Consider the following 22,410-nt stretch of genomic DNA (forward strand, 5'->3'; position numbering starts at 1 on the left):
TGTCCGTGGACAAATGGGCAGCCATCTCAAGAATAGTAAAAATTCCCTTCGACCATACTGTATAGAGGATGAAATCGATTTATTTTGGAGGGGTACGAAGAGTGAATAGATTATCTACCACGTTTGTGAATGGACCAAAGATACAGCTTCCTATCAGCGCACGGCCCGTCATCAATCCTGATGATGTGTGGGTGCCAGAAGGTTATCGGGTGGAGGTTGTTGCCGCTGGTCTCTCCTTCCCTACAGGAATGGGGTTTAGTGATGACGGTACCTTATACATTCTGGAAGGAGGCAGTACCTGGCCGACACGACCGGCCTTACCGCCGCGGATCCTGCAGTTGCAGCCTTCTGGAGAACTTGAGGTCTTTGCTGTAGAAACACTCGGTGGCCCTAGAGGGGTCAGCTATCGGGATGGCTATATTTATGTAAGTTGTAAAGGAGGCTACCTTGCCAGGATTGTTCGTTATGATGTCAAAACGCGGGAACGAGAAGTATTAATCGAGAAAATTCCAAGCGGCGGCTGGCATGAACCCGGCGGTCCAGTGTTTAGCCCGCATGACGGCCTTATGTATTTTGCGAATGGGTCTGTTTCGCAAAATGGAGTGGTTCTGCCGTCGGGTTTTACTGTCGACATCGCCAAGCATCCAGAAGCCCATGATATTCCAGGAGAGGATATCGTTTTGACTGGAAATAATGTTACGTCTAGACATCCGCTGATGCCCTTTCCATTTTTAACCGAGACAGGGCCCTTCAAACCGTTCGGAACCCCTGCGAAAAAAAGCGAAGTGATTAAAGGGGAATTATGGTGTTCAAGCGGGTTATGGCGCTCTAAACCAGACGGCAGCGATGTGGAGCTTCTGGCATGGGGATTGCGCAATCCGTATGGTCTTGCCTTTAGCGAAGATGGCGAGTTATATATTTCGGATAACTGTTTGGAGGAAAAAGGGGAACGAGCAGTAGCTGGGGATCCGGATCGCGTTTGGCATATCCGGAACGTTAAAACTCCGCATGGAAGTGTAAAGAAACCCGATTGGTATGGGTTCCCTGAAATGCGGGCAGATGGGGTGCCGGTTTGGGATGAGCGCTGTCATCCAGCAAAAGGAAAAGCAGCGGAGAGGTTGTTTGAAACGTTGCCAGACTGGGCTGGACCACCTATTTATTTAGAAAAGCCTCACTCTGCCATGACGCAAATTGACTTTTGTCGTTCCGATTTTTTCGGCCATCGCGGCGAACTTTTTATCACAGAGTTTGGTACGTATGCCCCGCTTAATTCACCTCATGAGAAGGATATAAACAATGGCTATCAAGTGGTACGGGTGAATATAAAAACAGGAAACTCCGAGGTGTTTATGAGAAACAAACAACAAAGGGGTTCTTCTACTCAACAAGTAACTGGGATTGAAAGACCGGTCGACTGCAAGTTTCATCCAGACGGCAAAAGCTTGTATGTCCTAGATTTTGGACATTCTCCGGTGACGAAGGGATTAGTCCAAGCATACGGACATACAGGCGTACTATGGAAAATAACAAAGGAATAAGGGGGATTTAGTGTGAATAAAGCCATTTTGATTGAGTTAGATGAACAGTATCTGGCCGGGCAGATTTCGGAAGTAGAGAAATGGTTTCATCATGTCCTGGCGATTCAAACTGCCTTTGAGACTGTTGTGGCAAATGCCATTCCAACCATTAGGGAGCCTCATATCAAAGAAGCCATTGAAAAAATAGGGAGGGCAAATGCACATCATACAGAGTGTGCGAATGAACTCTTTCGGGTGATTGGCCGGAGTCCTAATACAATTAGTGATCATATCACCGGACAAATGGCAGTAAACATGGAAAAGGCCCTTTTCTTTCTTCAAGATGTAATCGGGGGTGCAGCAGGATCCTGGAAACAGTTACATAGTATGCTCCATATCAACCAACAAGCGATGGGGGCCTTTGCCGTAGCAGAACAATTAGGCTTATCCTTAGGCATGAAAGAAATCGTCGCCCTAGCCTTCCCGATTGTTCATGAAAAAACTATGCATCAATTACTCCTGCAAGAATACATGTTAGAGATGGCACCCATTTCCATCCTATACAAACAAGACACGTAACACCGGTGCCTGACACCATTTAGGAGGGGAAGTACGTTGAAATGGTTTCAAAGGGGAGTACGTTTTTTTCTGAAGGCTCATGATGTGTCGGTGGTCGATTATCCAAGAAATATAAAGATGATCTTGGGGAGCCTTTTAGGAGCCATTGCCGCCATTTTACAATCTGCTGGATTAATTGGCGGTTTCGGTTATGCGTTTAGCATGATGGCGACTGGACCGATTGTACTCGCTACGATCATCTCGGCTCAGTTTGGTCTGCTTACGTATGTCGTAACCGCCATCTTACTGCTAATCATCCAGCCCTCAGAGGTGTTGGTCTTTCTGTTTACCACCGGTCTGTTAGGGGTGGCATTAGGGCTTGGGTTTAAATGGGCCAAACGGAAAGTTTCCGTTACCGTGACGGGAGGACTGGCATTATCAGCCGGGATTCTTTTGCTGCTCTTGATGTTCCGCTTCCCTGTCCTGGGTCCATCCTTTTCAAGCGATGTGAACGGTACAACGATCCTCGCGATCGCAGCTTTCAGTCTCGGGTATAGTTGGATTTGGATGAGACTCAGCCTTTCAGCTATACGACAAGTAAATAAAAGAGTCATGAGCAAGATTCAGCTTGAAAAGAATGATTCCCATTAAGGCTATTACTTGATTTTCCTAATCTACTAACCAGCTAAGGTAAAATAAGCGGAGGTTTTCCGGTTAAATCCAGAATAGAGCTCTTTTCGGGATAAATAAGCGGAGACTTTCCGATTATGACAAGCAAAATTGCCCATTTTCACGTTTTTCTTATCAATAGGCAGAATCTCTCCGTCTATTTAAGCTTTTTTAATAATAATTACATAATAAGAGAAATTTCTCCGCCTATTTATCAGATCGGGGCCTTCATTACCTGTCCATTCCTCCTCACTTCCAACTTTATAATATTTAGTTTTTATATATTATCAAGGTAGAAATGTTAATCCCATGTGAATAAATATCAAAATTTCACACTTATTAACAAAAAAATAATAAAAGAGGTTACTCTTTTGAAGTAACCCCAAATTTGATAACTTATCAAAAAATAGATAATTTCAATGCATCCAGATTTTTTTTCATTACACCAATATAGTCTAATCCTTGTTGTTGCTCTTCTTTGGTTAATCCCTCTAATGGATTTAATACTACCGTTTTAGCACCTATTTCTTTCGCTAACGTTTCGGCCACTTTTGCAGAAGTCATTTCCTCAAAATAAATAACCTTTACATTTTTCTTCTTTGTTAATTCTGTTAAATCGGCTAATTTCCCTAATGTTGGCTCTACATCAGGTGATAATCCTGCAATAGGAATTTGAGTTAAGCCATATTGTTTTGCCAAATATCCAAATGCAGCATGTTGTGTAACAAATTCTTTATTCTGTGCTTTATCAAGGGTCTCTTTATATAAGCGATCTAAATCGGCAAGCTCCGAATTTAAAGCTGCTGCATTTTTTTGATATTGGTCTTTATTTTTTGGATCTGCCTCTTCTAAAGCCTTAGCTATATTGTCAACCTCCTGCTGTGCTAACACGGGTGAAAGCCAGACATGAGGGTCTTTTGAAGATGTATGTTCGGAATGATGATCATCCTCTTCCTCTGAACCTAGTGCATCCATCAATTCAATTCCCTTCGAAGCCTCAACAACCTTTAAGTTTGAATCATTAATACTCTTGAATACTTTGTCAGTCCATCTTTCAAAATAACGGTTATTGTAGATAAACAAATCTGAATCTTGAATTTTAGCCATATCCTTTGCTGTCGGTTCCCAATCATGTGGTTCTACACCGTTTGGTATTAATAATTCCACGTTTGCTGAGTTGCCTGCCACCTTTTTGGCAAAGTAGTACATTGGATAAAAAGTAGTGACAATCTGCATTTTTTTAGATTCTTCACTGTTTTTCCCACTGTTCGTTGAAGCTGCATTAGAACAGCCACTTACCATTAATAGAAAAATAATGAATGGTACTAAGAGCCTTTTCATGTTCATTTACCTCCAAGGTATCTTTAATTAGGAATTATTACGATTTAAATCGAATAATTATTTAGTATTATTTAAGATTATTAGTGAAGTGTTAATCGTAATTATTACGATTTAAATCATATAACGATTTATTATTCTTGTCAATCATCTAATTTTAATGGAATGAACTTATCAGAAGTGCATATCTATATGAAATTAAAAACAAGATTATAGGCATTTATTTTCATCTATTCATAAAATATTCACATTTACATAGTAGAATCATTATGGTCTCATACAAAGAAATCCAGCCGTAATTGTGCTGGATTTTCTATTTCTAATTATTATTGATTTCAAATTAACGAGAAACATATCTACCATCTATGGAAAATCAAAACATATCATATCAGTGATAAGTCTGATATGATAGAGTTTGTTTTTTTATGAAACCAATTGTGTTATATCACAGGAGGAATAGGCATGGATCGATTATTACAATTGAATACGATTTTTATAAGTATCATCATTGAAGCATTCCCGTTTATTGTCATTGGGGCTTTTGTTTCTGCAATGATAGAAGTTTTTGTTTCTGAAAATACACTGCTTAGGATTCTACCAAAAAATAGATATTTATCGGTTGTCGCTGCTAGTTTTATGGGCGTATTATTTCCTGGCTGTGAATGCGGGATTGTTCCCATCGTTGCGCGGTTAATAAAAAAAGGACTCGCCCCACATGCGGGAATTGCCTTTATGCTTTCTGGTCCTATTATCAATCCGATTGTATTATTTGCTACGTTTATTGCATTCGGAGATAGTTGGACGATGGTGGCGTACCGAGCAGGGTTAGCCATCGGTGTTTCTATTTTAGTTGGACTTGCCTTATCGTTTGGCATAAAGGACAATCCATTAAAAGAAAATAATGAACTACATGTTCACGACCATTCTCACCAGAATACTCGACAAAAATTAATGAGTGTTCTTAACCATACGATTGACGAATTTTTTAATATGGGGAAATACGTAGTGCTGGGTGCGTTAATTGCCTCTTCTATGCAAGTTTATGTACCTACACGGATTTTAACCACACTGGGCGGTACACACGTAACTGCTATATTGGTTATGATGGCTTTAGCTTTTATCTTATCTATTTGTTCGGCAGCAGATGCTTTTGTAGCAGCATCTTTTCGTAATTTCTTCCCCCAAACTTCCATTGTCTCTTTCTTAGTGTTTGGCAATATGGTTGATATTAAAAATTTACTTATGATGTTTGGGTCTTTTAAGGCGAAATTTGCGGTTCTTTTAGTTTCATTAATTACTTCATTTGTATTCATTGGTTCACTTCTTTTGTAAAGGATGTGGGATGATGTTTAAAATCCTTATTTTAATACTAACTACTAACTTGTTTTTTATGCTGCATGTCACGGGAAACATTTCAAAATATATAAACATGAAATATAGCTTCTTATCTGCAAGTATGATCGTGATTTTATTCATCCTTACAGTTTTCGAAGGAATTAAATTATGGTTTTCTGAAGAAAAGAAAGTGGAACAACATGATTGTGATTGCAGCCACGACCATCATGAAAATGAACACCATCATGAGCATGGTCATGATGTAAAGAAACCATCGGCTGGTAAAAAGATAAAAAAATTCTTGGCTTACACGCTCGTGTTAATTCCTGCTATTTCTGGAGTAGCTTTGCCAGTGGCTACTCTTGATTCACAGCTAGTGGATGCAAAGGGGTTTTCATTTCCGACCTTAGAAGATGGAAGTAATCAGGGAGGGATGCACCAAGTTCTAAATCCTGATATGAGTAAATTCATGAACCCATCTGATTTTACGGATTTAGTCAGGAAAGAGTCTAAGTCTTATATTCCAAAAAATGATATTACTTTAACAGATAAAGACTATTTAGTTGGGTTAGAAGTGCTTTATAATTTCTCAGGGGCTTTTGCAGGGAAAACTCTTACCATGAAAGGATTTACTTACAATGGTCCCGGCCAACAGCCTAACCAGCTGTTTTTACTTCGATTTGGGCTGATTCATTGTGTCGCTGACTCTGGTGCCTTTGGCATGATGATTCAATTTCCGAATGATGTACAAATTCCGAATGACCAATGGTATCAAGTAACTGGAACAATGGATACCATCTATTATCCACAAATGAAAACCAAAATTCCTGTTTTAAAAGTAACAAGCTACAAAACCATTCCAAAGCCTACTGACCCTTATGTTTATAGAAACACATTGAAATAATAAAAGACCCTATCGGGGGTCTTTTTTTGTTGATTCTATTCTCTGATACTTACATTTTCAGCAAGTACGGTATAAGAATCTTGATTATATCCAAGCTTGCCACGCGTGGAGATCAGAACAATTAGAGCCACTTTTTTGGATTCTGATGATGCTTTCAATAACCATCCCTACTATGATAAATGACCTAAATATATACTAATTCTTTCTGAGGTTTTAAAAAACCTTTCCAAAAAGTGACTTTATAACCATTTTTATAAATTGTTAGCTCTTTGAGTTAAGTTTGTAATCGATCTATGCACCTTGGAAAATATGAAAATGCTATATTCTCAATTAAAATAAAAAATCCTCCGTCCATGGAAGATTTTTTCCGTACAAAATATAAGTTCTTAAGAGGATTGCCGATTTCTTTTCTTGCTTCTACCGATAAAAATACCCCCTACTAAACATCCAACCCCAATTAGATTCTTTATAATGTTAGCTATCGTACCAACGTGATCAATTGTTAAACTAACTAGCACACTACCAATTAGAATAAGTAAAATCATAAATATTATTTTCATATTCTTTTTTGACCCTCCAAAATTTAAGGCAAAAAAGGATTGCCACCACTGCAATCCCATCACTACTATATGACCTCATTTTTAAATTATTTATTTGGAATAAAAGGAAAGACCCCGGCCAATAAAGTTTGCCGAAACAGGCTTTTTTCCAAGTTCCCTTGCCCAAATTGATAATTGTCCGATATGGTGAATTTCATGTGCGATGATGTGCCGCATGATTTCCCCCCACGTATCCGTTACCTTTTTTCCATCAGGCATTGTATCGTAAAATAAGCGATTTTCCATACTAGCATCCCAGTTCTTCACAAAACTTTCGACTTCCACATGAAATTCAGCGTCCAATTCTCGAACCTTATTCAAGCTTTTATACCCACTGAAGCTCTCTTGAAAGTCCGGCTCCCCTTGTAATAGACGGATCCAGCTCCATTCGACATCAACGATATGGAAAAGTGTATGCAATATACTTCCCATTCCACCCGTCCGATTTTGCAGAAGTTCTTCTTCACTTAATTCCTCACACCAACGATACCATTCTTCTCTTACCATCCAGTTATATCTGAAAAAAATGTCCAAAATGGCCCTCCTCATTTCAGAAAATGATTGAACGCAAAAGATGTTCAAACTAATGATTTCTACAAAAATAGGTGGAATCCCTTCTTCCAATGCCGTAACATTCATCCACCAACAAAACACCTATTCCTGCATATGGTCTTCATCCGCTTCTTTGATAGGTGTGGCAAACATATTAATAAATAAGATATAGACGGGAAATAAAAGCACAGAACCATCAATCAGCAGACTATAGCGGGGGAAAATCCCCCCTGAACGAAAAGGAACTAAATAATTGGACAGAAGAAAGAATAAAAGAAAATAAGGAAACCAAAGAAAAAGTGACCAATAGTTCATTTTTCTGCCGATCAACCATTTCTTTGTTAAATAGATAAATAACAAGGTTGCCAGTAAAAGCCCGACCACATTAATCGCAGCCACGACAATATATGCCGTATCCCATTCCCAGCCCGTTACCTCACTAATATGCGTTACGTTGATGATGAGTTCAATAGCAACGGAAAGCGCTAATGCATATATGGCACTAATCTTATTTAAATTGATAAAAAACTTCATCTGCGTCCCCCACAAATTTTTTCAAATAGATTACTTAACTATACTACCAAAGGTGGAAAAGGAAAATACTTTCAGAGCTACGGTTTAGTTAAAAAGAACATCTTTCTACCTTTTATGGTAAAATGTAGGTGAAAATTTAATAAATGGTGGGACTGTTTTATCTTTTGTGTATTTAAGACCTGTTTATATAAGCTTGATAGCTGCAGCATTGTGGTTTGCCCAACAGGATTAAAATTCTAACATTTCCATTCAGGGGGAAGAGATCATGAAGCGAATTATAATTGGTGGATTTATGATGCTGGGTGGTTTGATGGTGACGTTAACCATAATACTTTCGGGTGCTATTTATGCTCCAAGTATTACGGAGTGGTCTGGAGGGTCAAAATTGTGGTTTGCCATATTTGGAGAACAGCAATATGGCGATGAACCTGTCCAGTCTCTGTTTCTCGGTTTACCGTTTGTTGTAGGTCTTTTGTTTACAGTATTAGGGTTAGTAATCATAGGATATGAGTATTTTAAATCCTTTAAAAATTAGAATGATTAACGGTAGCAAGCGTCACAGATAAAGCTGTCATTTCGGCAGCTTTTCTTTTTTCATGAGGTGGGCAGAGCCTATGGAATACTTCCCTTCTTGACTAAAGGGGTTTTACTCTTTAATGGAGTAAGGCCCTTTTCTTCAACAAAGATCCCTCATACGAGTAACGGCTGTTAGTTCCCCTTCAAAATTTCAACTTTACGTCTCGCGTATTCTTTATCTGAGATCTTCCCCCCGCTCCTTCAATTGATCCAGATGCTCAAGTTCCAGCTCCTCAAACCCATTGATGCCAGTTAACACTTCTTCTTCGGTGACAAGGAAGTATTGAGTGGGATTCATAGAATATTTAAACCTGTCCTCTTGGTCGTAGGCTTCTACCCTTACCTTGACGATGCCCTGGCCAGACATTTCTGCCTTTACGGTAACGGGAACCGTATGGGTTTCTCCTGCTTGAACGTTGGCCCATTCAGCTAGCACTGTTTTTCCCGCTTCCCTATTCTGAATGACACCCGATTCCTCCAAGACGGCTTTTACTTGTGCTTCGGCATGATCGAATTTCACGTGGAGTTTCAAATCAATTCTTTCCTGGCTTGACGGTTCCCCAATTACATTGAGTTTAGCCACGATCGGCGGCAATAATTTTCCTGTATGAGCAGGAGCGACACTCTCCTGGCTGCAGCCTGCCATTCCAAACATACCTACCATGCAAATAAAAATGAGAATACCTCTTTTCATCTCAAAACCTCCACTGAAAGAATGGTGTCAGGCACCAATATGAAACTTTTCACCGTTTAAATACGTAATATAGACATAAATAAAAGGAGGCGTGTATTCATATGACTAGTTCTGATTTGATGTGTAAAAGTTGTGAAGGAAGTTCATTCGTGCAGGCAAGTGACTACATCAATCTTCGCCCCATGGAAAAGAAATTTGCGATTGGCTCCGAAAAGGTTTATACAATCTGTTTGGATTGCGGTGAAGTGGTTTCTATTAAAGTAAAGAATCCAGAGAAATTGCTAACTAAATAGTAAAGATCTTGAATAAAGTCCAATATCCCTCTGTGCTGTATCTTTGTGCACTAAAGAAGTGGTGTCAGGCACCATTTACACTACACACGGCGTAAAAAGGGTGTCAGGCACCACTGAGAACTTCTTCGATGATGGATGATCCTTCGGTCGTTTCTGCGTCTTGCCATTTCCACTTTTCGTATAGTCTGATTCGCCCGTCTGGTAAGATTTGAGGAGTGGAGATACATTGCCCCCCTCTAATTTCATGTTGGCTATTTACGTGGTTATACCGAAATTCTAAGACCCCGTCTTCCTTTACGATTCCAATCAATGTCCCTTTGATAATTTCCCCTCCACTGTATGAGGCCGTTAAGATCTGCCCCTCTTGTTTATATTCGAAAAAGGTCTTGGCAGAGACCTCTCCATTTGCGGTATTTTCAACTGAAACAAAGCAGCGGCCATGATAATTGATCAATGAATTGCTCCCCCTATCCCCATTATGTTTTATGAATGGAAAAAGAGCCAAGTAGACAAGAAGTATATCAAAACCTACATATTTTTAGGCTCTTTAACCTTTTTCCGTATTTTTTTGTCAAAATCACCCATTATGTTAAGTATAATTCTACACAATATCTGCGTATTAGTGTGTACTTTTTTATGGCTACGGTTCTTTCTTAATATAAAAAAGCCAAGACCTAAACATACTAGGCAACCTTGGCTTATCCATATCTTTAGTTGTTAAGCTGCACTCGTTTCCTTTTTCGAATCCGATTTAAAAAACCATTTCATCAATGGCGGGGTCACAATTGTGGTCACGAGGACCACCACAACAAGGATCGCAAACATATCTTGACTTAATAATTTTGTTTCTAAACCAATAGATGCAATTATTAATGCTACTTCCCCACGGGAAACCATTGCTGACCCTATCCCCAATGAGCTTTTCCAACCAAATCCAGCCGCTTTCGCCCCGATTGAAGCACCAATTAGCTTCGTTAGGATGGCTAATACACTCAAGATGATGATCAAGCCTATATTTTTCGAGATACCAGCAAATTGTGCTGTGATTCCAATTGAGGTAAAAAAGACAGGAACGAAGATGGAATAACTAATCGTTTCGACCTTCTCAAAAACTTCGTGTTTAAAGTCAGTTACACTAATGGCGACACCAGCAATATAGGCCCCAATGATGGCAGCAACCCCGGTATATTCCGCTAAGTAGGCATAAACAAAACAAATGATTAGTGCAGACGAAATAACCGTTTCTGTTACTTTTAACTGGGAGAACCTCTTCAAAAACCAAGGAATGACCTTCCAGCCAACTAGAATGGCTCCTGCAAAGAAGACCACTTTCTTTAAAATAACCGTCGTTAAATTCACATCTCCTCCAGCAAAACTCATTAAGAAGGCCAAGGCAATGATGACGACCACATCATCAATAACAGCTGCTCCTAAAATCGTCGTTCCTTCAGGTGTTTTTAAACGATTCATCTCTTTAAGCGCTTGAACAGATATACTTACACTTGTAGCCGACAGCAAAAGCCCTAAAAACCACGATTCCATCGCCGATAGATTTAGCAGGATTCCAGCAAAATAACCTAAAATAAGAGGAACTATGATTCCTCCAAATCCTACAAAGGTGGATGCTTTTCCATTCCGTTTAAATTCATCGATATCTGTTTCCAATCCAGCAATAAACATGAGTAAAATAACACCTATTTGACTGAATTCAGCTAATGTTTCTGTCTCATTCACTAATCCTAATACCGATGGACCTAGAACAATTCCAATTAGAAGTTTGCCAAGAACAGAAGGCTGCCCTAATCTGACACTCAAACTTCCAGCTATTTTCGATGCAATTAAGATAATCGCTAATTGTAAGATTAACACCTTTTTACCACCCTTCTTTTATTAATGTTTGTAATAAATTACATAAAAATACAAAAAGGAGCCTGTTACCAAAGGACATACTACTCCCTTGGTGACAGGCTCCTCCAAATCACGGTTGTATTTAATTATTTATATTGTAACATATTTCAGGTTTGAAAGGGGGAAAACAATAAATCTCGTCTTTTCAGAAACCATAAGAATGAGCAGATAAGTGAAGAATGGAAGAGTAAATGGCGATTGGTGGCGTTTACATAAGATTTCACAAATTTGTCACTTTCGGCTATACTTTCCCTTGTTATCATCGGACCCGGCTTTCATGAGAGTTGAAAGTCATAACTACTAAATAAAAGAGGTGTTGTACTTGAATTTAAATACAATTAAATATGAATGGTTCGGGAATATCAAGGGAGATCTTCTTTCGGGAACGGTTGTTGCTTTAGCCCTTATTCCAGAAGCGATTGGATTTTCGATCATTGCTGGCGTTAACCCAATGGTAGGCTTATATGCATCTTTTTGCATTGCCCTTGTGATTGCTTTTGTAGGCGGCAGACCTGCCATGATTTCAGCTGCGACTGGAGCAACCGCCCTGTTAATGGGGGGCTTGGTTAAAGAGCATGGATTGCAGTATTTATTAGCTGCAACGATCCTAACAGGAATCATACAAATTATTTTTGGTTCTCTGAAGGTAGCTCGGTTAATGAAATTTATTCCCCGTTCCGTGATGTTGGGGTTTGTAAATGCACTCGCTATTTTAATCTTTATGGCTCAATTAACCCATTTTAAAGGGCAATCCTGGGTCATGTATGCCATGGTTGCTGGCGGATTAGCCATCATTTATCTATTCCCACGCCTAACAAAGGCTGTTCCTTCGCCGCTTGTAGCAATTATACTCATCACCATTATTGCGGTAATGACTGGAGCACACGTCAAGACAGTAGGAGATTTAGGACAACTTAGCCAATCACTGCCTAGTTTTCTTCTTCCTCATGTCCCATTTAATTTTGAAACACTGCGAATCATCTTTCCCTATTCACTTGGAATTGCGGTTGTCGGTTTGATTGAGTCGCTTTTAACAGCCCAAATTGTCGATGACCTGACAGATACAGATAGTGATAAAAACAAAGAGGCCCGTGGTCAAGGGATTGCCAACATTGTTTCAGGTTTATTTGGAGGCATGGCTGGCTGTGCCATGATCGGACAATCTGGAATCAATGTGAAGTCAGGCGGCCGCGGCAGGCTTTCCACCTTTTTTGCTGCTGTATTTTTAATGGTCCTGATTGTTTTATTAAATAATGTCCTTGTTAAAATTCCAATGGCTGCTTTAGTAGCTGTCATGTTCATGGTGTCGATTGGCACCTTTGATTGGTCTTCGCTAAAGAAATTGTCGATTATGCCTAAATCAGATAGTGTGGTTATGGTTGTTACCGTAATTACTGTGGTAGCGACTGATAATTTATCAATTGGGGTTGTAATAGGTGTTCTATTAAGTGCCATTTTCTTTGCCTCGAAGATTTCAAAAGTGGATATTAAAACTCTGTCTGTAAAAGGTTCATACAAAAAGGTGTATCAGGTTTCAGGGCAGCTTTTCTTTGCTTCTGTAACCGATTTTGTGAATCACTTTGATTTTAAAGAGGCTATAAAAGAAATTGATCTTGATTTCACCCATGCCCATTTATGGGATGACTCCGCCATTGGTGCCATTGATAAAGTGGTCATAAAGTATCAGCAAAATGGTGTAAAGGTGAATCTTAAAGGATTAAATACAGAAAGTACGAGACTGCTGGACAAACTTGCTGTTCATAAAATGCCTGATGGTCTTGAATCGGTATCTAATCATTAATATGAAAAACACGCTGAATCCAGCGTGTTTTTTTATTACAAATTCAGCCTATTTCCCTCTATTTTTTCCGTTAACCGTTCATAAAATTTCTGCGGCTCATCAAGGCGCAGATGGGCTTTGCTGACTTTTCTCTTAAATCCATAGAGCAGCCTGGCCTCGACCGGCTCCGTAAACTCGATTTCAAATGTAGGCTTTTCTTTCATAAAATCTGCCACCGTCGCATCAAAAACATGCTTCGCTTCCTCTTTTGACAGCTTTTCCGGACCTTGATAATGGTGAATAGCTTTGATTTTGTCTAACGGGACAATCAGCTGCCTCATAATTCCGACCTGTATGTATAAGGTTTTGTCGGTAATCATAAACGGACAATGCCGGATGGCTTGGATTTCAGCTAGAAAGAATAGCAGTGTATACACATTCAGTACAAGGGCGACGATGGAAACGATTGGACTCCAGGAATGAAGCAGAAAATGAAAGCCTACCGATTCGAGTACAAGTGCATGAATTAGCATGATGTAGAGGGCAATCGCGCCCGTTTTTTTATGAATCGTAAACATCCGTTCATCGGCTGCTGGCTTTTTCCGCCATGAAAATAAGCTGTAATAATACATCATCATGTCGGAGAAAAACAGCTCCTGGACTCGTGATGGCATTAAATGCTGGTCCCAAGCTTGCTTCATTCTGTACGGAAATGCGGGAATGTCGGTTTCGTTTGTGCGGTAACTCTTGATGATCTTCGGGAATTTCGCTGCCAGCTTCACCACGATGTACAGCTCAAGTAGGAAAAAGACACCCTCGGCTGCAAATAAGATGTATTTTACAAACGAATAAGCGGACAGCAGACCGTCGGGAATAATTAGTACCGCTGCACCGTATCCCGCAATCATCACTGGGAGTACATATTTTAGAGAGTAGCGTTTTCGTAAAATAAAAAAGTACACGAGTAACGGGATGGTAATAATGAAATCAAATAAGGAACCCAGTGCCATTCCCGCCGGAACCGGGCCTAAGCCGTTTAGGCGATAGACTAGAAAATTGGAGCCAACCACCAACGATAGAATCATAACAAACCAGAGCCATTTATTTTTAGATAGAGCCATTCTTCTTCTCCTCCTACATCGGGGGTATAGGACTATTTTAACATAAATTACATTTTTTGAGATTTTTATAGTCATGTTTGAAAAATAAACGGAAAATTTCCGATTAAAATTTAGAATTAACTATATTTTCTAGAAATAAAGGAAGTTTTTCCGTTTATATGATTCAAATCTTTTGTTTTTGTCCTATTTAGAGTAATTAATCGGAATATCTCCGCTAATCTCTGCTTCTTAAGCTTCCTCTTTATACATTAGCCGGAAATTTTCCGCCTATGAATTTTCATACCTGAGATGAAAGTTTCTCTAAGCCTTTTTTGAATTTTCTTTTTCACCTAATCACCTGGTCTACCAGAATAAAAGTTGATAAAAAGGGTATTATACTGTAAACATTAATGAGGTGATGGAGGTGTCTTATATGATAAAACAAGAAGAAATGGAAACATTACGAGAGTTAATCAAAGACGTAGATACGGCCATGCTGACTACGGTGACGGAGGAAGGGCTTGTTTCTCGGCCTATGAAAACACAAGAAATTGAGTTTGATGGTGACTTATGGTTTTTCACTAAAAAAGAGACTAATAAATATAAAGAAATTTTACATGATCAAGATGTTAATGTGACTTATGCAGGTAAATCCTATGTTTCCGTCCGTGGAAGAGCGGAAATCATTGAGGATTTAGACAAGAAAAAGGAATTGTGGAGCACTGCCTATGAAAAAATTATGCAAACTTCTTATGATGATCCTAACGTGATCTTGATAAAGGTAAAAGCGGAAGCAGCCGAATATTGGGAAACCGGTAATCTTACGAAGCAAATCGCCTTTCTCTATAAACGCATGACCGGGCAAAGTTCCAAATCGACAGATATTAATGAAACGGTTGAATTGAAGAACTAACAGCAAAACACAATTATATTGCAAGACAAAAAGGCTTAGAGGTGAAATTTTCTCTAAGCCTTTTTGGAATTTTTTTCACAAAAGCTACCCGGTAGCTTAAAAGAAGGTGAATAAATCCACTCTTAGCCAGATTTTGTTCCAATAACTACTGTTGCATCCAATTCTTCATTTCTTGCTATTTTAGTAGTTAATCCAGCCTTAGCAAAAACAGCGAAGACACACCCCTCACTCCGTAGTCTATTGATGATGCTTTTCTCCGTTTTATTATCAATAACTAAATTGATTTTCTGTCCTATTCATCTCATCCCTTCCTTAATCATAGTTATTAATTAATTTAAAAGGTAAGGCAAGGAAATAAATAAAATGAAGGCAACCAAAGTATAAATGACTCTTATCTTGTTAGTCTTCCAAAGGTTTATCAAACTCTTTAAAGAAAGTATAAGTAAAAGGATTGCACCTGCATTGGAAAGTAAATAGGAATTAATCATTACACCAGCACCAAGGGCAAAAATACTTAATACAAATAAAAGTTCCTTTACCATGGACAAGGGTTTATTTTTTAATCCATTTTTTATAACTCTGTAATCCTTTACCAATGCATATATGAATACGACTGCTATAACCAATAGAATGATTACCTTGATCAACATTACACCCACTCCTAAGTTGATGAAACCAAAATATTTATATAAACTACTATTCGTTAATGGTTAGAATATTCCTTCTTCCACTAAACTCACAATAAAGAAAGGAGCTGCCACAGGCAGCCCCTTTCTTTATTCTAGTATACGGTTGTAATCCAAGGATATGTTTTCAAGTGTTTATAACTAATCAGTTTACCCCTTGTATTCATCACAACTTCATCTTCCCCGTAACTGTTATGCGCGCGATAATAAGGGTACACCTTCAACGTTATCTCATATAATCCACCAATTCCATACACCTGTTTTATTTTAAGGATTTCTGTGTCATAGGATGCCCAAGTAAGTCCTTCTGGCGCATTTTTGTCATTCTTATAAATTTCAGTAATCGCTTTATCTACTGGTTCTCTATTGCTGCCTATAAGTGCCATTTTTAGCGTTTGACATAGTTCTGTATCAGCTTCATTTACTGTTTTTGCATTAACTCTTGTGTTAGTAATCATTAAAAACATTCCAATCATAAGTATCACTGCAAGTTTTTTCGTAAGGATCACCTCATTTGCCTATTTGTGCTCATTCACCAAAATGCATTTAATGAAGCTGTTCGGGTACATTCGATTGTGGCCCCTTAATGACCTCCGTAAAAATATCTTTCTTTTCTGACGCAGCCTCCATCCCCTTTAGAAGCCTTTCCAAATCCCCCATCGTCACGGGCCGCGCATGTTCCATTAACTCATATCCAAACTGACCGTTTACTTCCATCGTTCCTGTTTTTACATCCGTTATCCGTGATATCCCAGCTAATCTCAGCCTTTTTTCCAAATCATCCACCGTTAACCGCAGTTTTTTTAATTGGTTTATTTGTACTTGGCCCTCCACAATCACGGGCACGGACTTCCCCTGCAGAACCGTCTCAGCACCATCCCATTTTAGTCCGATCCATTCCGACAATACTAGAAAGCCTACAAATGTAGCGGTGGCTAGAATGGATTCCGCCAGGCCTTTTCCAGATACTTCAGAACCAAGAACCGCCCCAATTGTCAGTAAGATGGCGAATTGAGGAATGGTCATTTCTGAAACAGCCTTCCGACCGCCTATTCGTAAAATAAGCGTCCCAAAGAACGCCAGCACCAATGATTCCCAAAATACCGTCCACACAAATAAATTCCTCCTATTAACTAGTACCCCTATTTTTACCAATTGTTGCCGATAATATGAAATTTTCACAGGATGTTTATTTTCTTTTTATATGAGTTATATATAAGAAATGAAGATGTAGGAAGGAGGCGGGCATTATGTGGGCTGCCGCTATGTGGGGAGCGATCTCGGGATCTGCGGTTTTTCTTGGGGCCCTGGGCGCACTATTTTTACCAATTAGAAAAAAAATAATCGGCCTAATCATGGCGTTTGGCACGGGTGTTTTGATTGGCGCGGCCTCTTATGAATTGCTCGACGACTCCGTCAAAAGAGGCGGCCTGATCGCAACCGCAATTGGATTCCTGTTGGGCGCTTCCGTGTTCACGCTGTTTGATTATCTTGTTTCCAAAAAGGGAGCTGACCAACGAAAACGGTCAGGTCAAACCGCCAACGGGGCGGGCCTGGCGATCTTTATCGGAACCGTCATGGATGCGGTGCCTGAATCGATCATGGTAGGAGCAAGCTTGCTCGAGCGACAGTCGGTCAGCTGGCTGTTGGTCATCGCGATTTTCCTAAGCAACATCCCGGAAGGACTGTCCAGTACTGCGGGCTTACAAAACAGCGGCTATAAAAAATCCAAGATATTTCTTTTATGGTGTTCAGTTCTACTCATTTCCACGTTAAGTTCATGGGGAGGATTCTTTTTTCTCTCGAGCGCGCCTGACTATCTAATGGCCGGAATTGCTGCGTTTGCCGGAGGCGGCATCATTGCGATGGTGGCCTCGACCATGGTACCTGAAGCGTATGAAGACAGCGGCCCCGTGACTGGATTAATCGTTGCACTTGGACTGCTCGTTTCGCTGGTCATGGACCACTTTTCCGGGTGATTTTTCTTGATGATTTGGGGGATGATAGGTGACCATGGTAAATAGAGTGAGGTGCTTTTCCCCTTTTTAGATAAAATGGGGTCCTCGGGCAATGGAACGGCTTTGCTTTTACCCTTGCTTGAATTAATCACGACCTTCGGGTAATGGAACGGCTTTGCTTTTACCCTTGCTTGAATTAATCAGAGCTCGCGGGCAATGAAACAGCTTTGCTTTTACCCTTGCTTGAATTAATCACGGCCTTCGGGTAATGGAACGGCTTTGCTTTTACCCTTGCTTGAATTAATCAGAGCTCGCGGGTAATGGAACGGCTTTGCTTTTACCCTTGCTTGAATTAATCACGGCTCGCGGGCAATGGAAGACAGGCCGGTATATTTACCTTTTAATATAAAAAAGAGTAAATATGTTACATAGTTTGAGTCCCTTAATCTTATTGGCGGCCTATCTAAATATCGCACTGCATGGCACCCTATCTTTCAATGCTTTTAATCTACGATTCAATCAATCTATAACTTTCTACTCTTCACGCCAGACTTGATGATAATATTGACTCCATTCATTTCTCCACTATCAATATGATTTTTCACCTTAGATACATCAATATTGGTCTCCAGTTTTACCCGTTTACTTTCTTTTTTGCTTAGTTTTACTTCATAGGGGCCGTTTTGATTCATAAGGGAGAGGCCTGCGGCGCCCTCTTCGAATGGGTATTGTTTATAAAATTCAATCGTAAAAGAAACATCCTTATGACTGCGATTTTCAAAAGGAAGTTCACACCGGACATGCAGGGTTGTCTTATTGGTCATGTCAAACTGACATTGGCTTTCCTCCTGTACATAGTCGATAGCGTAAATACCTGTTGCTACCGTGCTTTGGTACGCTTGTATGAACCATAAGGGAACTAACTCGACCGCAAAAATCGCCAGCAATACTAATCTAATATGATATTTTTTCAAAGATTTCGCTAGAAAAAAGAGGCTCAAAATAAAAAATAGTACGCCTGCCCAGGCAACGAAATTGACTCCATTTATAGTTTTAACTGGTTTACCCATCACCGAAACGATTTCACCATAAGAATGATCATCTGGGAAAGGGAATTTTACCGCCATCGATGCCACAAAGAACAGCACAAAAAGCAAGAAATACCGTTTATTTTTTACCATTCATTTGCTCCATTTCTCTCGTCATGAACACACTATTCGGGTCCTTGGTATATTCCGCAAACGGCGGGCCATATTGGAAGCCAAAGCTTTCGTACATCCTCCTTGCTGGTTCAAACGCCTCCATTGATCCGGTTTCCAGACTGAGCCGACGGTAGCCTCGCCGCCTAGCCTCACCGATGATGTGCTGAAGGATTCGTTTGGCGACGCCCTTCCGTAAATGAGCCGACGCCGTCCGCATCGATTTAATCTCGCCATGGTGACGGTCCAGTTCCTTCAGTGCCCCGCAGCCGAGCAGATCATCACTTTCCCATGCACTCCAAAAGGTAATCTCTGGTTTCCGCAATTGTTCAAGGTCGAGGGCATGAATGCTTTCCGGAGGGGAGTTCAAAGTCATCCCCTGTAGATGTTCACTGATTAGATTAGCTATCTCTGCCCCTGTAAGATCATCTTTTTTAATCTCCATTAAATCCTCCTATGTATGTAAAAAAGGCTTAATATCCAAGCTACCTTGTCTATTAAGCCTTATTTATTTCAAGAAAAAATCAGAATGGGCTATGCGAATTCATCCCATGTTCGGGTGGATATTCCTCTAGTTTTTCAACTAGTTGACGATCTTCTGGCGGTGTCGCCCCAGATCTTTTTTCATAATAAATGGCAATTCCACTTAAGAGGATGACAGGCATCAGTATATATAACCAAATCACCACAACACCTCCCAATTAACGACTTATTAACATTATATGTTAAAAATAACTTTTTTTACAATTGTTTTAAGTTAAAATAAGTTAATAAAATCTTAGGGGGGCTATCCTATGTCAGTATTACTTTTTGCCCTATTACTAATCGCGGTTGGTATTTTCCTTATCCACCAAAACCATAAGCTGCCACACCCAGTTGTGACATTTGTGTTTGTATTTTCCATTATGTGTTTGATTTACACCGTACCATATGTTTTTATGTTACTTATACACTTAACATGAAAAAGAGTGCTATCCCCAGTGGGACAGCACCCTTTTTTTAAAAATATTATTACCTCAAGCGCGGGTCGTTCGGATTGTCCGAGGTGAGTGCCCCGTTGCTTGGATAATTGGATGTCATCGGTCCGCCGGTCAAGTTATCGTTGGCATGTGCCTCGAAAGGACTTGCCCCGACACGGTTGTCATGGCGTTCAACAACGACTAGGATTTTTCCTTCTTTCACATAGCCTTCATAACGTTCTGCGTCTTCTTCTGGAAGGCCCATTCCAATTAAAGCTCCCGCTAAGCCGCCGACACCAGCGCCCACAGCAGCTCCGCCTATGGTTGCTGCGATTGGCCCTGCGGCGATGAGCGGCCCGATTCCTGGAATCGCTAAGGCACCAACGCCGGCCAGCAATCCTACAAATCCGCCGAGTGCGCCGCCTGCGGCCGCCCCAGTCATTAGACTTTCCTCTGTCTTCGTACCTGTTGCATCATTAATTTCGTTTACATCGTCATGGTTTCTTCCGATTACCGAAATTTCTTCGGGTGCATATCCCTGCCGCTTTAAGTCCTCGACAGCTTGGATTGCTTCATTTTCAGTATCGTAAACTCCTACTAGGTGCTTTTCATGTTCATTGTACATTGAAATTCCTCCTTTGGACGAGTAGTACATTACTATATCTACCCGCTCCTCAAGGAATGAAACATAGAAGGGCTTTTCAATTTTTCCAGGATGTTGGTCTAAAGCAGCCTTTTTTCAAATATTTTATAGGAGAAAAGGGTAACACATTCCACGGAAAAAAGGTGTGGTCAACATGTTTGCTGTTCATTTTTTTGATAATAAAAACTGTTTATTGACCCAACTGACTAGAAATATTCCAGCGGCCGGTGATAATCTGAAGATTAAAGGCCGCAAAGCCAAAGTCGCCAGCGTCAAAACAGTGGATGAAAAGAATATCCATGTCCAAGTAGTCCTCGAAGCGCTTAAACCGAAAGTAGTAATCGATCTCAAAAGCAAAAAACGGTAAAAGGTGTCAGGCACCATTTCTCCCTCTTGTACTATTAATATAGTGAAAATCCAAATCTAAAATGTAAAATTTAAATCTAAATCTAAGTGCAAAAAAAAGAGACCTAACAACGTGTGTGTTAGGTCTCTTTTGGTGCTGGTTTTTATGTTTTATTGGGTTGTTTGCGGGTACTAATTCATTATAATAATCTTTACGGTTTTTCTGCCCCACGCATAGGCTTGTGCATTGTTTGGCATGAGGACATCAATTTTATGACCTTTGATGGCACCGCCAGTATCACCGGCAATAGCGACGCCATAGCCTTCTACCCACACTTTACTGCCTAGTGGAATTACAGACGGGTCAACCGCAATTAATTTCATATTCGGATTGGCGACAATGTCATAGCCCATCGCCGTATATCGTCCAGAACTAGCTGAAGAATAAGCTGTTGCGGTCACATACATTTCTTTTCCTTGAACAGCCGAACTAGTACTAGTTGAAACGGCTTGGACACTGCTGCCCGAAGACGCTTGTGCTGCTGCTGCGGCCGCTGCCCGAGCTTTTGCCTCCGCTGCTTCCCTATTAATCTTGTCTTGAATATCTTTCATTTGCGATTCAATTCCAGCCTTTTCTTGTTCGGCTAATGCTACTTGTTGCGAGATTTGCTTATATTTGTCTTGCATCACGGTTAAGGTTTGTTGTCTTTTTTGCATATTTTGATCTAATTCAGCCTGTTGTGCTGCAAGCGCTTTCTGACCTTCTTCTAATACTGCCTCTTGACGGTCAATTTCTGCCTTATCTTCTTCAATTTGTTTAAGGTCCGCCTTTTGCGCATTTAAAATTTCTTTATCCGCATCCATTAAGGTTGAAGCCGCACTGGCACGCTGGATAAAATCTGAGATACTATCAGATTCAAAGAATAGATTAATGACTAGATTCACATTGCTATTTTGCTGCATGGCAATAGCGCGCTTTTTCATAATATCTTGCCTGCCAAGCATTTTGTCCTCTAATGCAACAATTTCCTCTTTTTTCTCTTCAATGAGTTTATTCGTTGCAGCTATTCTTTCTTGTGTTTGAGCCATTGCCTCTTTGTTTTTTGTAATTTCACTGTAAAGAGACTCTAATTCTTTTTGAATATTATTAATTTCTTGATTAACCGTTTGTTGTTCTTGCTGTTTTTGCTCTACAACTTTTTGTTTTTGCTCTAGCTCCTGCTGAGCATTATGTAGGGCGTTGCTATTAGATTGTGCATATGTAGCCAATGGGGATACACATAACATCGTTGTAAGTAACATGAGAATAATACGCTTTTTTGTAGTTGGCATACGCTTCCCCCTCCTTAT

27 protein-coding genes and 1 pseudogene are annotated in these 22,410 nt (G+C 40.0%); 12 read left to right on the plus strand and 16 right to left on the minus strand.

Annotated features, from left to right (window positions below):
- The first annotated feature begins 101 nt into the window (after positions 1-101).
- Genes AC4E8C_RS23410 through AC4E8C_RS23420 form a run of 3 tightly spaced genes read left to right on the plus strand, consistent with a single transcriptional unit; the run spans position 102 to position 2,726 of the window.
- Positions 102-1,538, plus strand: coding sequence for a PQQ-dependent sugar dehydrogenase (locus tag AC4E8C_RS23410; protein ID WP_490209022.1), 1,437 nt, complete (start codon positions 102-104; stop codon positions 1,536-1,538).
- A 12-nt stretch (positions 1,539-1,550) separates the two neighbouring features.
- Positions 1,551-2,096, plus strand: a complete 546-nt coding sequence (locus AC4E8C_RS23415) for a hypothetical protein (RefSeq protein WP_490209023.1) — start codon at positions 1,551-1,553, stop codon at positions 2,094-2,096.
- 36 nt (positions 2,097-2,132) lie between these two features.
- Positions 2,133-2,726, plus strand: a complete 594-nt coding sequence (locus tag AC4E8C_RS23420; protein WP_490209024.1) for a hypothetical protein — start codon at positions 2,133-2,135, stop codon at positions 2,724-2,726.
- A gap of 417 nt (positions 2,727-3,143) precedes the next feature.
- Here AC4E8C_RS23420 and AC4E8C_RS23425 read toward each other — a convergent pair whose 3' ends face one another.
- Positions 3,144-4,085 carry a metal ABC transporter substrate-binding protein gene (locus AC4E8C_RS23425; protein WP_490209025.1) on the minus strand — a complete coding sequence of 314 codons (942 nt, stop codon included), beginning with the start codon at positions 4,083-4,085 and terminating at the stop codon, positions 3,144-3,146.
- A gap of 441 nt (positions 4,086-4,526) precedes the next feature.
- Here AC4E8C_RS23425 and AC4E8C_RS23430 point away from each other — a divergent pair, with 441 nt between their 5' ends.
- Complete coding sequence (locus AC4E8C_RS23430; protein WP_490212641.1) at positions 4,527-5,414, plus strand: permease; 888 nt, start codon at positions 4,527-4,529, stop codon at positions 5,412-5,414.
- 10 nt (positions 5,415-5,424) lie between these two features.
- Positions 5,425-6,321: a TIGR03943 family putative permease subunit gene (locus AC4E8C_RS23435; RefSeq protein WP_490209026.1), complete on the plus strand. Its 897-nt coding sequence runs from the start codon at positions 5,425-5,427 to the stop codon at positions 6,319-6,321.
- A 650-nt stretch (positions 6,322-6,971) separates the two neighbouring features.
- Here AC4E8C_RS23435 and AC4E8C_RS23440 read toward each other — a convergent pair.
- Both AC4E8C_RS23440 and AC4E8C_RS23445 read right to left on the minus strand, forming a co-directional pair.
- On the minus strand, positions 6,972-7,454 hold the full coding sequence (locus AC4E8C_RS23440; RefSeq protein WP_490209027.1) for a DinB family protein: 483 nt from the start codon (positions 7,452-7,454) through the stop codon (positions 6,972-6,974).
- A 120-nt stretch (positions 7,455-7,574) separates the two neighbouring features.
- Positions 7,575-8,006 carry a hypothetical protein gene (locus AC4E8C_RS23445; protein ID WP_490209028.1) on the minus strand — a complete coding sequence of 144 codons (432 nt, stop codon included), beginning with the start codon at positions 8,004-8,006 and terminating at the stop codon, positions 7,575-7,577.
- 265 nt (positions 8,007-8,271) lie between these two features.
- Here AC4E8C_RS23445 and AC4E8C_RS23450 point away from each other — a divergent pair, with 265 nt between their 5' ends.
- Positions 8,272-8,541 (plus strand): hypothetical protein, encoded by a 270-nt coding sequence (locus AC4E8C_RS23450; RefSeq protein WP_490209029.1) that lies wholly within the window; start codon positions 8,272-8,274, stop codon positions 8,539-8,541.
- Between the two features lie 216 nt (positions 8,542-8,757).
- On the opposite strand, the gene AC4E8C_RS23455 is transcribed toward AC4E8C_RS23450, so the two are convergent.
- Entirely contained in the window at positions 8,758-9,276 is a 519-nt protein-coding gene (locus AC4E8C_RS23455; RefSeq protein ID WP_490209030.1) for a hypothetical protein, read from the minus strand.
- 101 nt (positions 9,277-9,377) lie between these two features.
- On the opposite strand from AC4E8C_RS23455, the gene AC4E8C_RS23460 reads away from it, so the two are divergent.
- Entirely contained in the window at positions 9,378-9,569 is a 192-nt protein-coding gene (locus AC4E8C_RS23460) for a hypothetical protein (RefSeq protein WP_490209031.1), read from the plus strand.
- Positions 9,570-9,672: 103 nt separating this feature from the next.
- On the opposite strand, the gene AC4E8C_RS23465 is transcribed toward AC4E8C_RS23460, so the two are convergent.
- Together AC4E8C_RS23465 and AC4E8C_RS23470 are read right to left on the minus strand one after the other, a co-directional pair.
- A complete protein-coding gene (locus AC4E8C_RS23465; protein WP_490209032.1) occupies positions 9,673-10,023 on the minus strand; it encodes an avidin-fold protein in 351 nt (116 codons plus the stop codon).
- 263 nt (positions 10,024-10,286) lie between these two features.
- Positions 10,287-11,438: a cation:proton antiporter gene (locus AC4E8C_RS23470; RefSeq protein WP_490209033.1), complete on the minus strand. Its 1,152-nt coding sequence runs from the start codon at positions 11,436-11,438 to the stop codon at positions 10,287-10,289.
- A gap of 361 nt (positions 11,439-11,799) precedes the next feature.
- On the opposite strand from AC4E8C_RS23470, the gene AC4E8C_RS23475 reads away from it, so the two are divergent.
- The gene (locus tag AC4E8C_RS23475; RefSeq protein ID WP_490209034.1) at positions 11,800-13,278 is read left to right on the plus strand and encodes a SulP family inorganic anion transporter; all 1,479 of its coding nucleotides are present in this window, start codon (positions 11,800-11,802) and stop codon (positions 13,276-13,278) included.
- A 35-nt stretch (positions 13,279-13,313) separates the two neighbouring features.
- Here AC4E8C_RS23475 and AC4E8C_RS23480 read toward each other — a convergent pair whose 3' ends face one another.
- Positions 13,314-14,378 (minus strand): hypothetical protein, encoded by a 1,065-nt coding sequence (locus tag AC4E8C_RS23480; RefSeq protein WP_490209035.1) that lies wholly within the window; start codon positions 14,376-14,378, stop codon positions 13,314-13,316.
- Positions 14,379-14,781: 403 nt separating this feature from the next.
- Between AC4E8C_RS23480 and AC4E8C_RS23485 the strand changes: the two genes are divergently transcribed.
- Complete coding sequence (locus AC4E8C_RS23485; protein WP_490209036.1) at positions 14,782-15,270, plus strand: pyridoxamine 5'-phosphate oxidase family protein; 489 nt, start codon at positions 14,782-14,784, stop codon at positions 15,268-15,270.
- A 122-nt stretch (positions 15,271-15,392) separates the two neighbouring features.
- Here the strand turns inward: AC4E8C_RS23485 and AC4E8C_RS23490 are convergent.
- The 4 genes and pseudogenes from AC4E8C_RS23490 to AC4E8C_RS23505 form a co-directional block, all read right to left on the minus strand.
- Positions 15,393-15,485: pseudogene (locus AC4E8C_RS23490) on the minus strand (putative protein N(5)-glutamine methyltransferase); the annotation flags it as partial.
- Between the two features lie 114 nt (positions 15,486-15,599).
- Positions 15,600-15,920: a hypothetical protein gene (locus tag AC4E8C_RS23495; protein ID WP_490209037.1), complete on the minus strand. Its 321-nt coding sequence runs from the start codon at positions 15,918-15,920 to the stop codon at positions 15,600-15,602.
- A 131-nt stretch (positions 15,921-16,051) separates the two neighbouring features.
- Entirely contained in the window at positions 16,052-16,432 is a 381-nt protein-coding gene (locus AC4E8C_RS23500; RefSeq protein WP_490209038.1) for a DUF3888 domain-containing protein, read from the minus strand.
- Between the two features lie 70 nt (positions 16,433-16,502).
- The gene (locus AC4E8C_RS23505; protein ID WP_490209039.1) at positions 16,503-17,069 is read right to left on the minus strand and encodes a DUF421 domain-containing protein; all 567 of its coding nucleotides are present in this window, start codon (positions 17,067-17,069) and stop codon (positions 16,503-16,505) included.
- 137 nt (positions 17,070-17,206) lie between these two features.
- On the opposite strand from AC4E8C_RS23505, the gene AC4E8C_RS23510 reads away from it, so the two are divergent.
- Positions 17,207-17,935, plus strand: coding sequence for a ZIP family metal transporter (locus tag AC4E8C_RS23510; RefSeq protein ID WP_490209040.1), 729 nt, complete (start codon positions 17,207-17,209; stop codon positions 17,933-17,935).
- Between the two features lie 503 nt (positions 17,936-18,438).
- Here AC4E8C_RS23510 and AC4E8C_RS23515 read toward each other — a convergent pair.
- From AC4E8C_RS23515 to AC4E8C_RS23525, 3 genes are all read right to left on the minus strand, one after another.
- Positions 18,439-19,095, minus strand: coding sequence for a hypothetical protein (locus tag AC4E8C_RS23515; RefSeq protein ID WP_490209041.1), 657 nt, complete (start codon positions 19,093-19,095; stop codon positions 18,439-18,441).
- Positions 19,082-19,558: a GNAT family N-acetyltransferase gene (locus AC4E8C_RS23520; RefSeq protein ID WP_490209042.1), complete on the minus strand. Its 477-nt coding sequence runs from the start codon at positions 19,556-19,558 to the stop codon at positions 19,082-19,084. The genes AC4E8C_RS23515 and AC4E8C_RS23520 overlap by 14 nt, the downstream gene beginning before the upstream one ends.
- A 79-nt stretch (positions 19,559-19,637) precedes the next feature.
- A complete protein-coding gene (locus AC4E8C_RS23525; protein ID WP_490209043.1) occupies positions 19,638-19,799 on the minus strand; it encodes a hypothetical protein in 162 nt (53 codons plus the stop codon).
- A 108-nt stretch (positions 19,800-19,907) separates the two neighbouring features.
- Between AC4E8C_RS23525 and AC4E8C_RS23530 the strand changes: the two genes are divergently transcribed.
- A complete protein-coding gene (locus tag AC4E8C_RS23530) occupies positions 19,908-20,075 on the plus strand; it encodes a hypothetical protein (protein ID WP_490209044.1) in 168 nt (55 codons plus the stop codon).
- A 49-nt stretch (positions 20,076-20,124) separates the two neighbouring features.
- On the opposite strand, the gene AC4E8C_RS23535 is transcribed toward AC4E8C_RS23530, so the two are convergent.
- Positions 20,125-20,697, minus strand: coding sequence for a general stress protein (locus tag AC4E8C_RS23535; protein WP_490209045.1), 573 nt, complete (start codon positions 20,695-20,697; stop codon positions 20,125-20,127).
- Between the two features lie 172 nt (positions 20,698-20,869).
- Between AC4E8C_RS23535 and AC4E8C_RS23540 the strand changes: the two genes are divergently transcribed.
- Complete coding sequence (locus AC4E8C_RS23540) at positions 20,870-21,082, plus strand: hypothetical protein (RefSeq protein ID WP_490209046.1); 213 nt, start codon at positions 20,870-20,872, stop codon at positions 21,080-21,082.
- A gap of 170 nt (positions 21,083-21,252) precedes the next feature.
- Here the strand turns inward: AC4E8C_RS23540 and AC4E8C_RS23545 are convergent, their stop codons facing one another.
- Positions 21,253-22,392 carry a 3D domain-containing protein gene (locus AC4E8C_RS23545; protein WP_490209047.1) on the minus strand — a complete coding sequence of 380 codons (1,140 nt, stop codon included), beginning with the start codon at positions 22,390-22,392 and terminating at the stop codon, positions 21,253-21,255.
- Between the last annotated feature and the right edge of the window lie 18 nt (positions 22,393-22,410).

This window comes from Neobacillus sp. SRL179, from assembly GCF_984799095.1.

Excerpts from the sequence above, each read along its gene's own strand:
- AC4E8C_RS23425 (WP_490209025.1), bottom strand. The coding sequence starts at position 4,085 with ATGAAAAGGCTCTTAGTACCATTCATTATTTTTCTATTAATGGTAAGT.
- AC4E8C_RS23435 (WP_490209026.1), top strand. The coding sequence starts at position 5,425 with ATGATGTTTAAAATCCTTATTTTAATACTAACTACTAACTTGTTTTTT.
- AC4E8C_RS23445 (WP_490209028.1), bottom strand. The coding sequence starts at position 8,006 with ATGAAGTTTTTTATCAATTTAAATAAGATTAGTGCCATATATGCATTA.
- AC4E8C_RS23450 (WP_490209029.1), top strand. The coding sequence starts at position 8,272 with ATGAAGCGAATTATAATTGGTGGATTTATGATGCTGGGTGGTTTGATG.
- AC4E8C_RS23455 (WP_490209030.1), bottom strand. The coding sequence starts at position 9,276 with ATGAAAAGAGGTATTCTCATTTTTATTTGCATGGTAGGTATGTTTGGA.
- AC4E8C_RS23460 (WP_490209031.1), top strand. The coding sequence starts at position 9,378 with ATGACTAGTTCTGATTTGATGTGTAAAAGTTGTGAAGGAAGTTCATTC.
- AC4E8C_RS23480 (WP_490209035.1), bottom strand. The coding sequence starts at position 14,378 with ATGGCTCTATCTAAAAATAAATGGCTCTGGTTTGTTATGATTCTATCG.
- AC4E8C_RS23495 (WP_490209037.1), bottom strand. The coding sequence starts at position 15,920 with ATGTTGATCAAGGTAATCATTCTATTGGTTATAGCAGTCGTATTCATA.
- AC4E8C_RS23500 (WP_490209038.1), bottom strand. The coding sequence starts at position 16,432 with ATGATTGGAATGTTTTTAATGATTACTAACACAAGAGTTAATGCAAAA.
- AC4E8C_RS23510 (WP_490209040.1), top strand. The coding sequence starts at position 17,207 with ATGTGGGCTGCCGCTATGTGGGGAGCGATCTCGGGATCTGCGGTTTTT.
- AC4E8C_RS23515 (WP_490209041.1), bottom strand. The coding sequence starts at position 19,095 with ATGGTAAAAAATAAACGGTATTTCTTGCTTTTTGTGCTGTTCTTTGTG.
- AC4E8C_RS23520 (WP_490209042.1), bottom strand. The coding sequence starts at position 19,558 with ATGGAGATTAAAAAAGATGATCTTACAGGGGCAGAGATAGCTAATCTA.
- AC4E8C_RS23530 (WP_490209044.1), top strand. The coding sequence starts at position 19,908 with ATGTCAGTATTACTTTTTGCCCTATTACTAATCGCGGTTGGTATTTTC.
- AC4E8C_RS23535 (WP_490209045.1), bottom strand. The coding sequence starts at position 20,697 with ATGTACAATGAACATGAAAAGCACCTAGTAGGAGTTTACGATACTGAA.
- AC4E8C_RS23540 (WP_490209046.1), top strand. The coding sequence starts at position 20,870 with ATGTTTGCTGTTCATTTTTTTGATAATAAAAACTGTTTATTGACCCAA.
- AC4E8C_RS23545 (WP_490209047.1), bottom strand. The coding sequence starts at position 22,392 with ATGCCAACTACAAAAAAGCGTATTATTCTCATGTTACTTACAACGATG.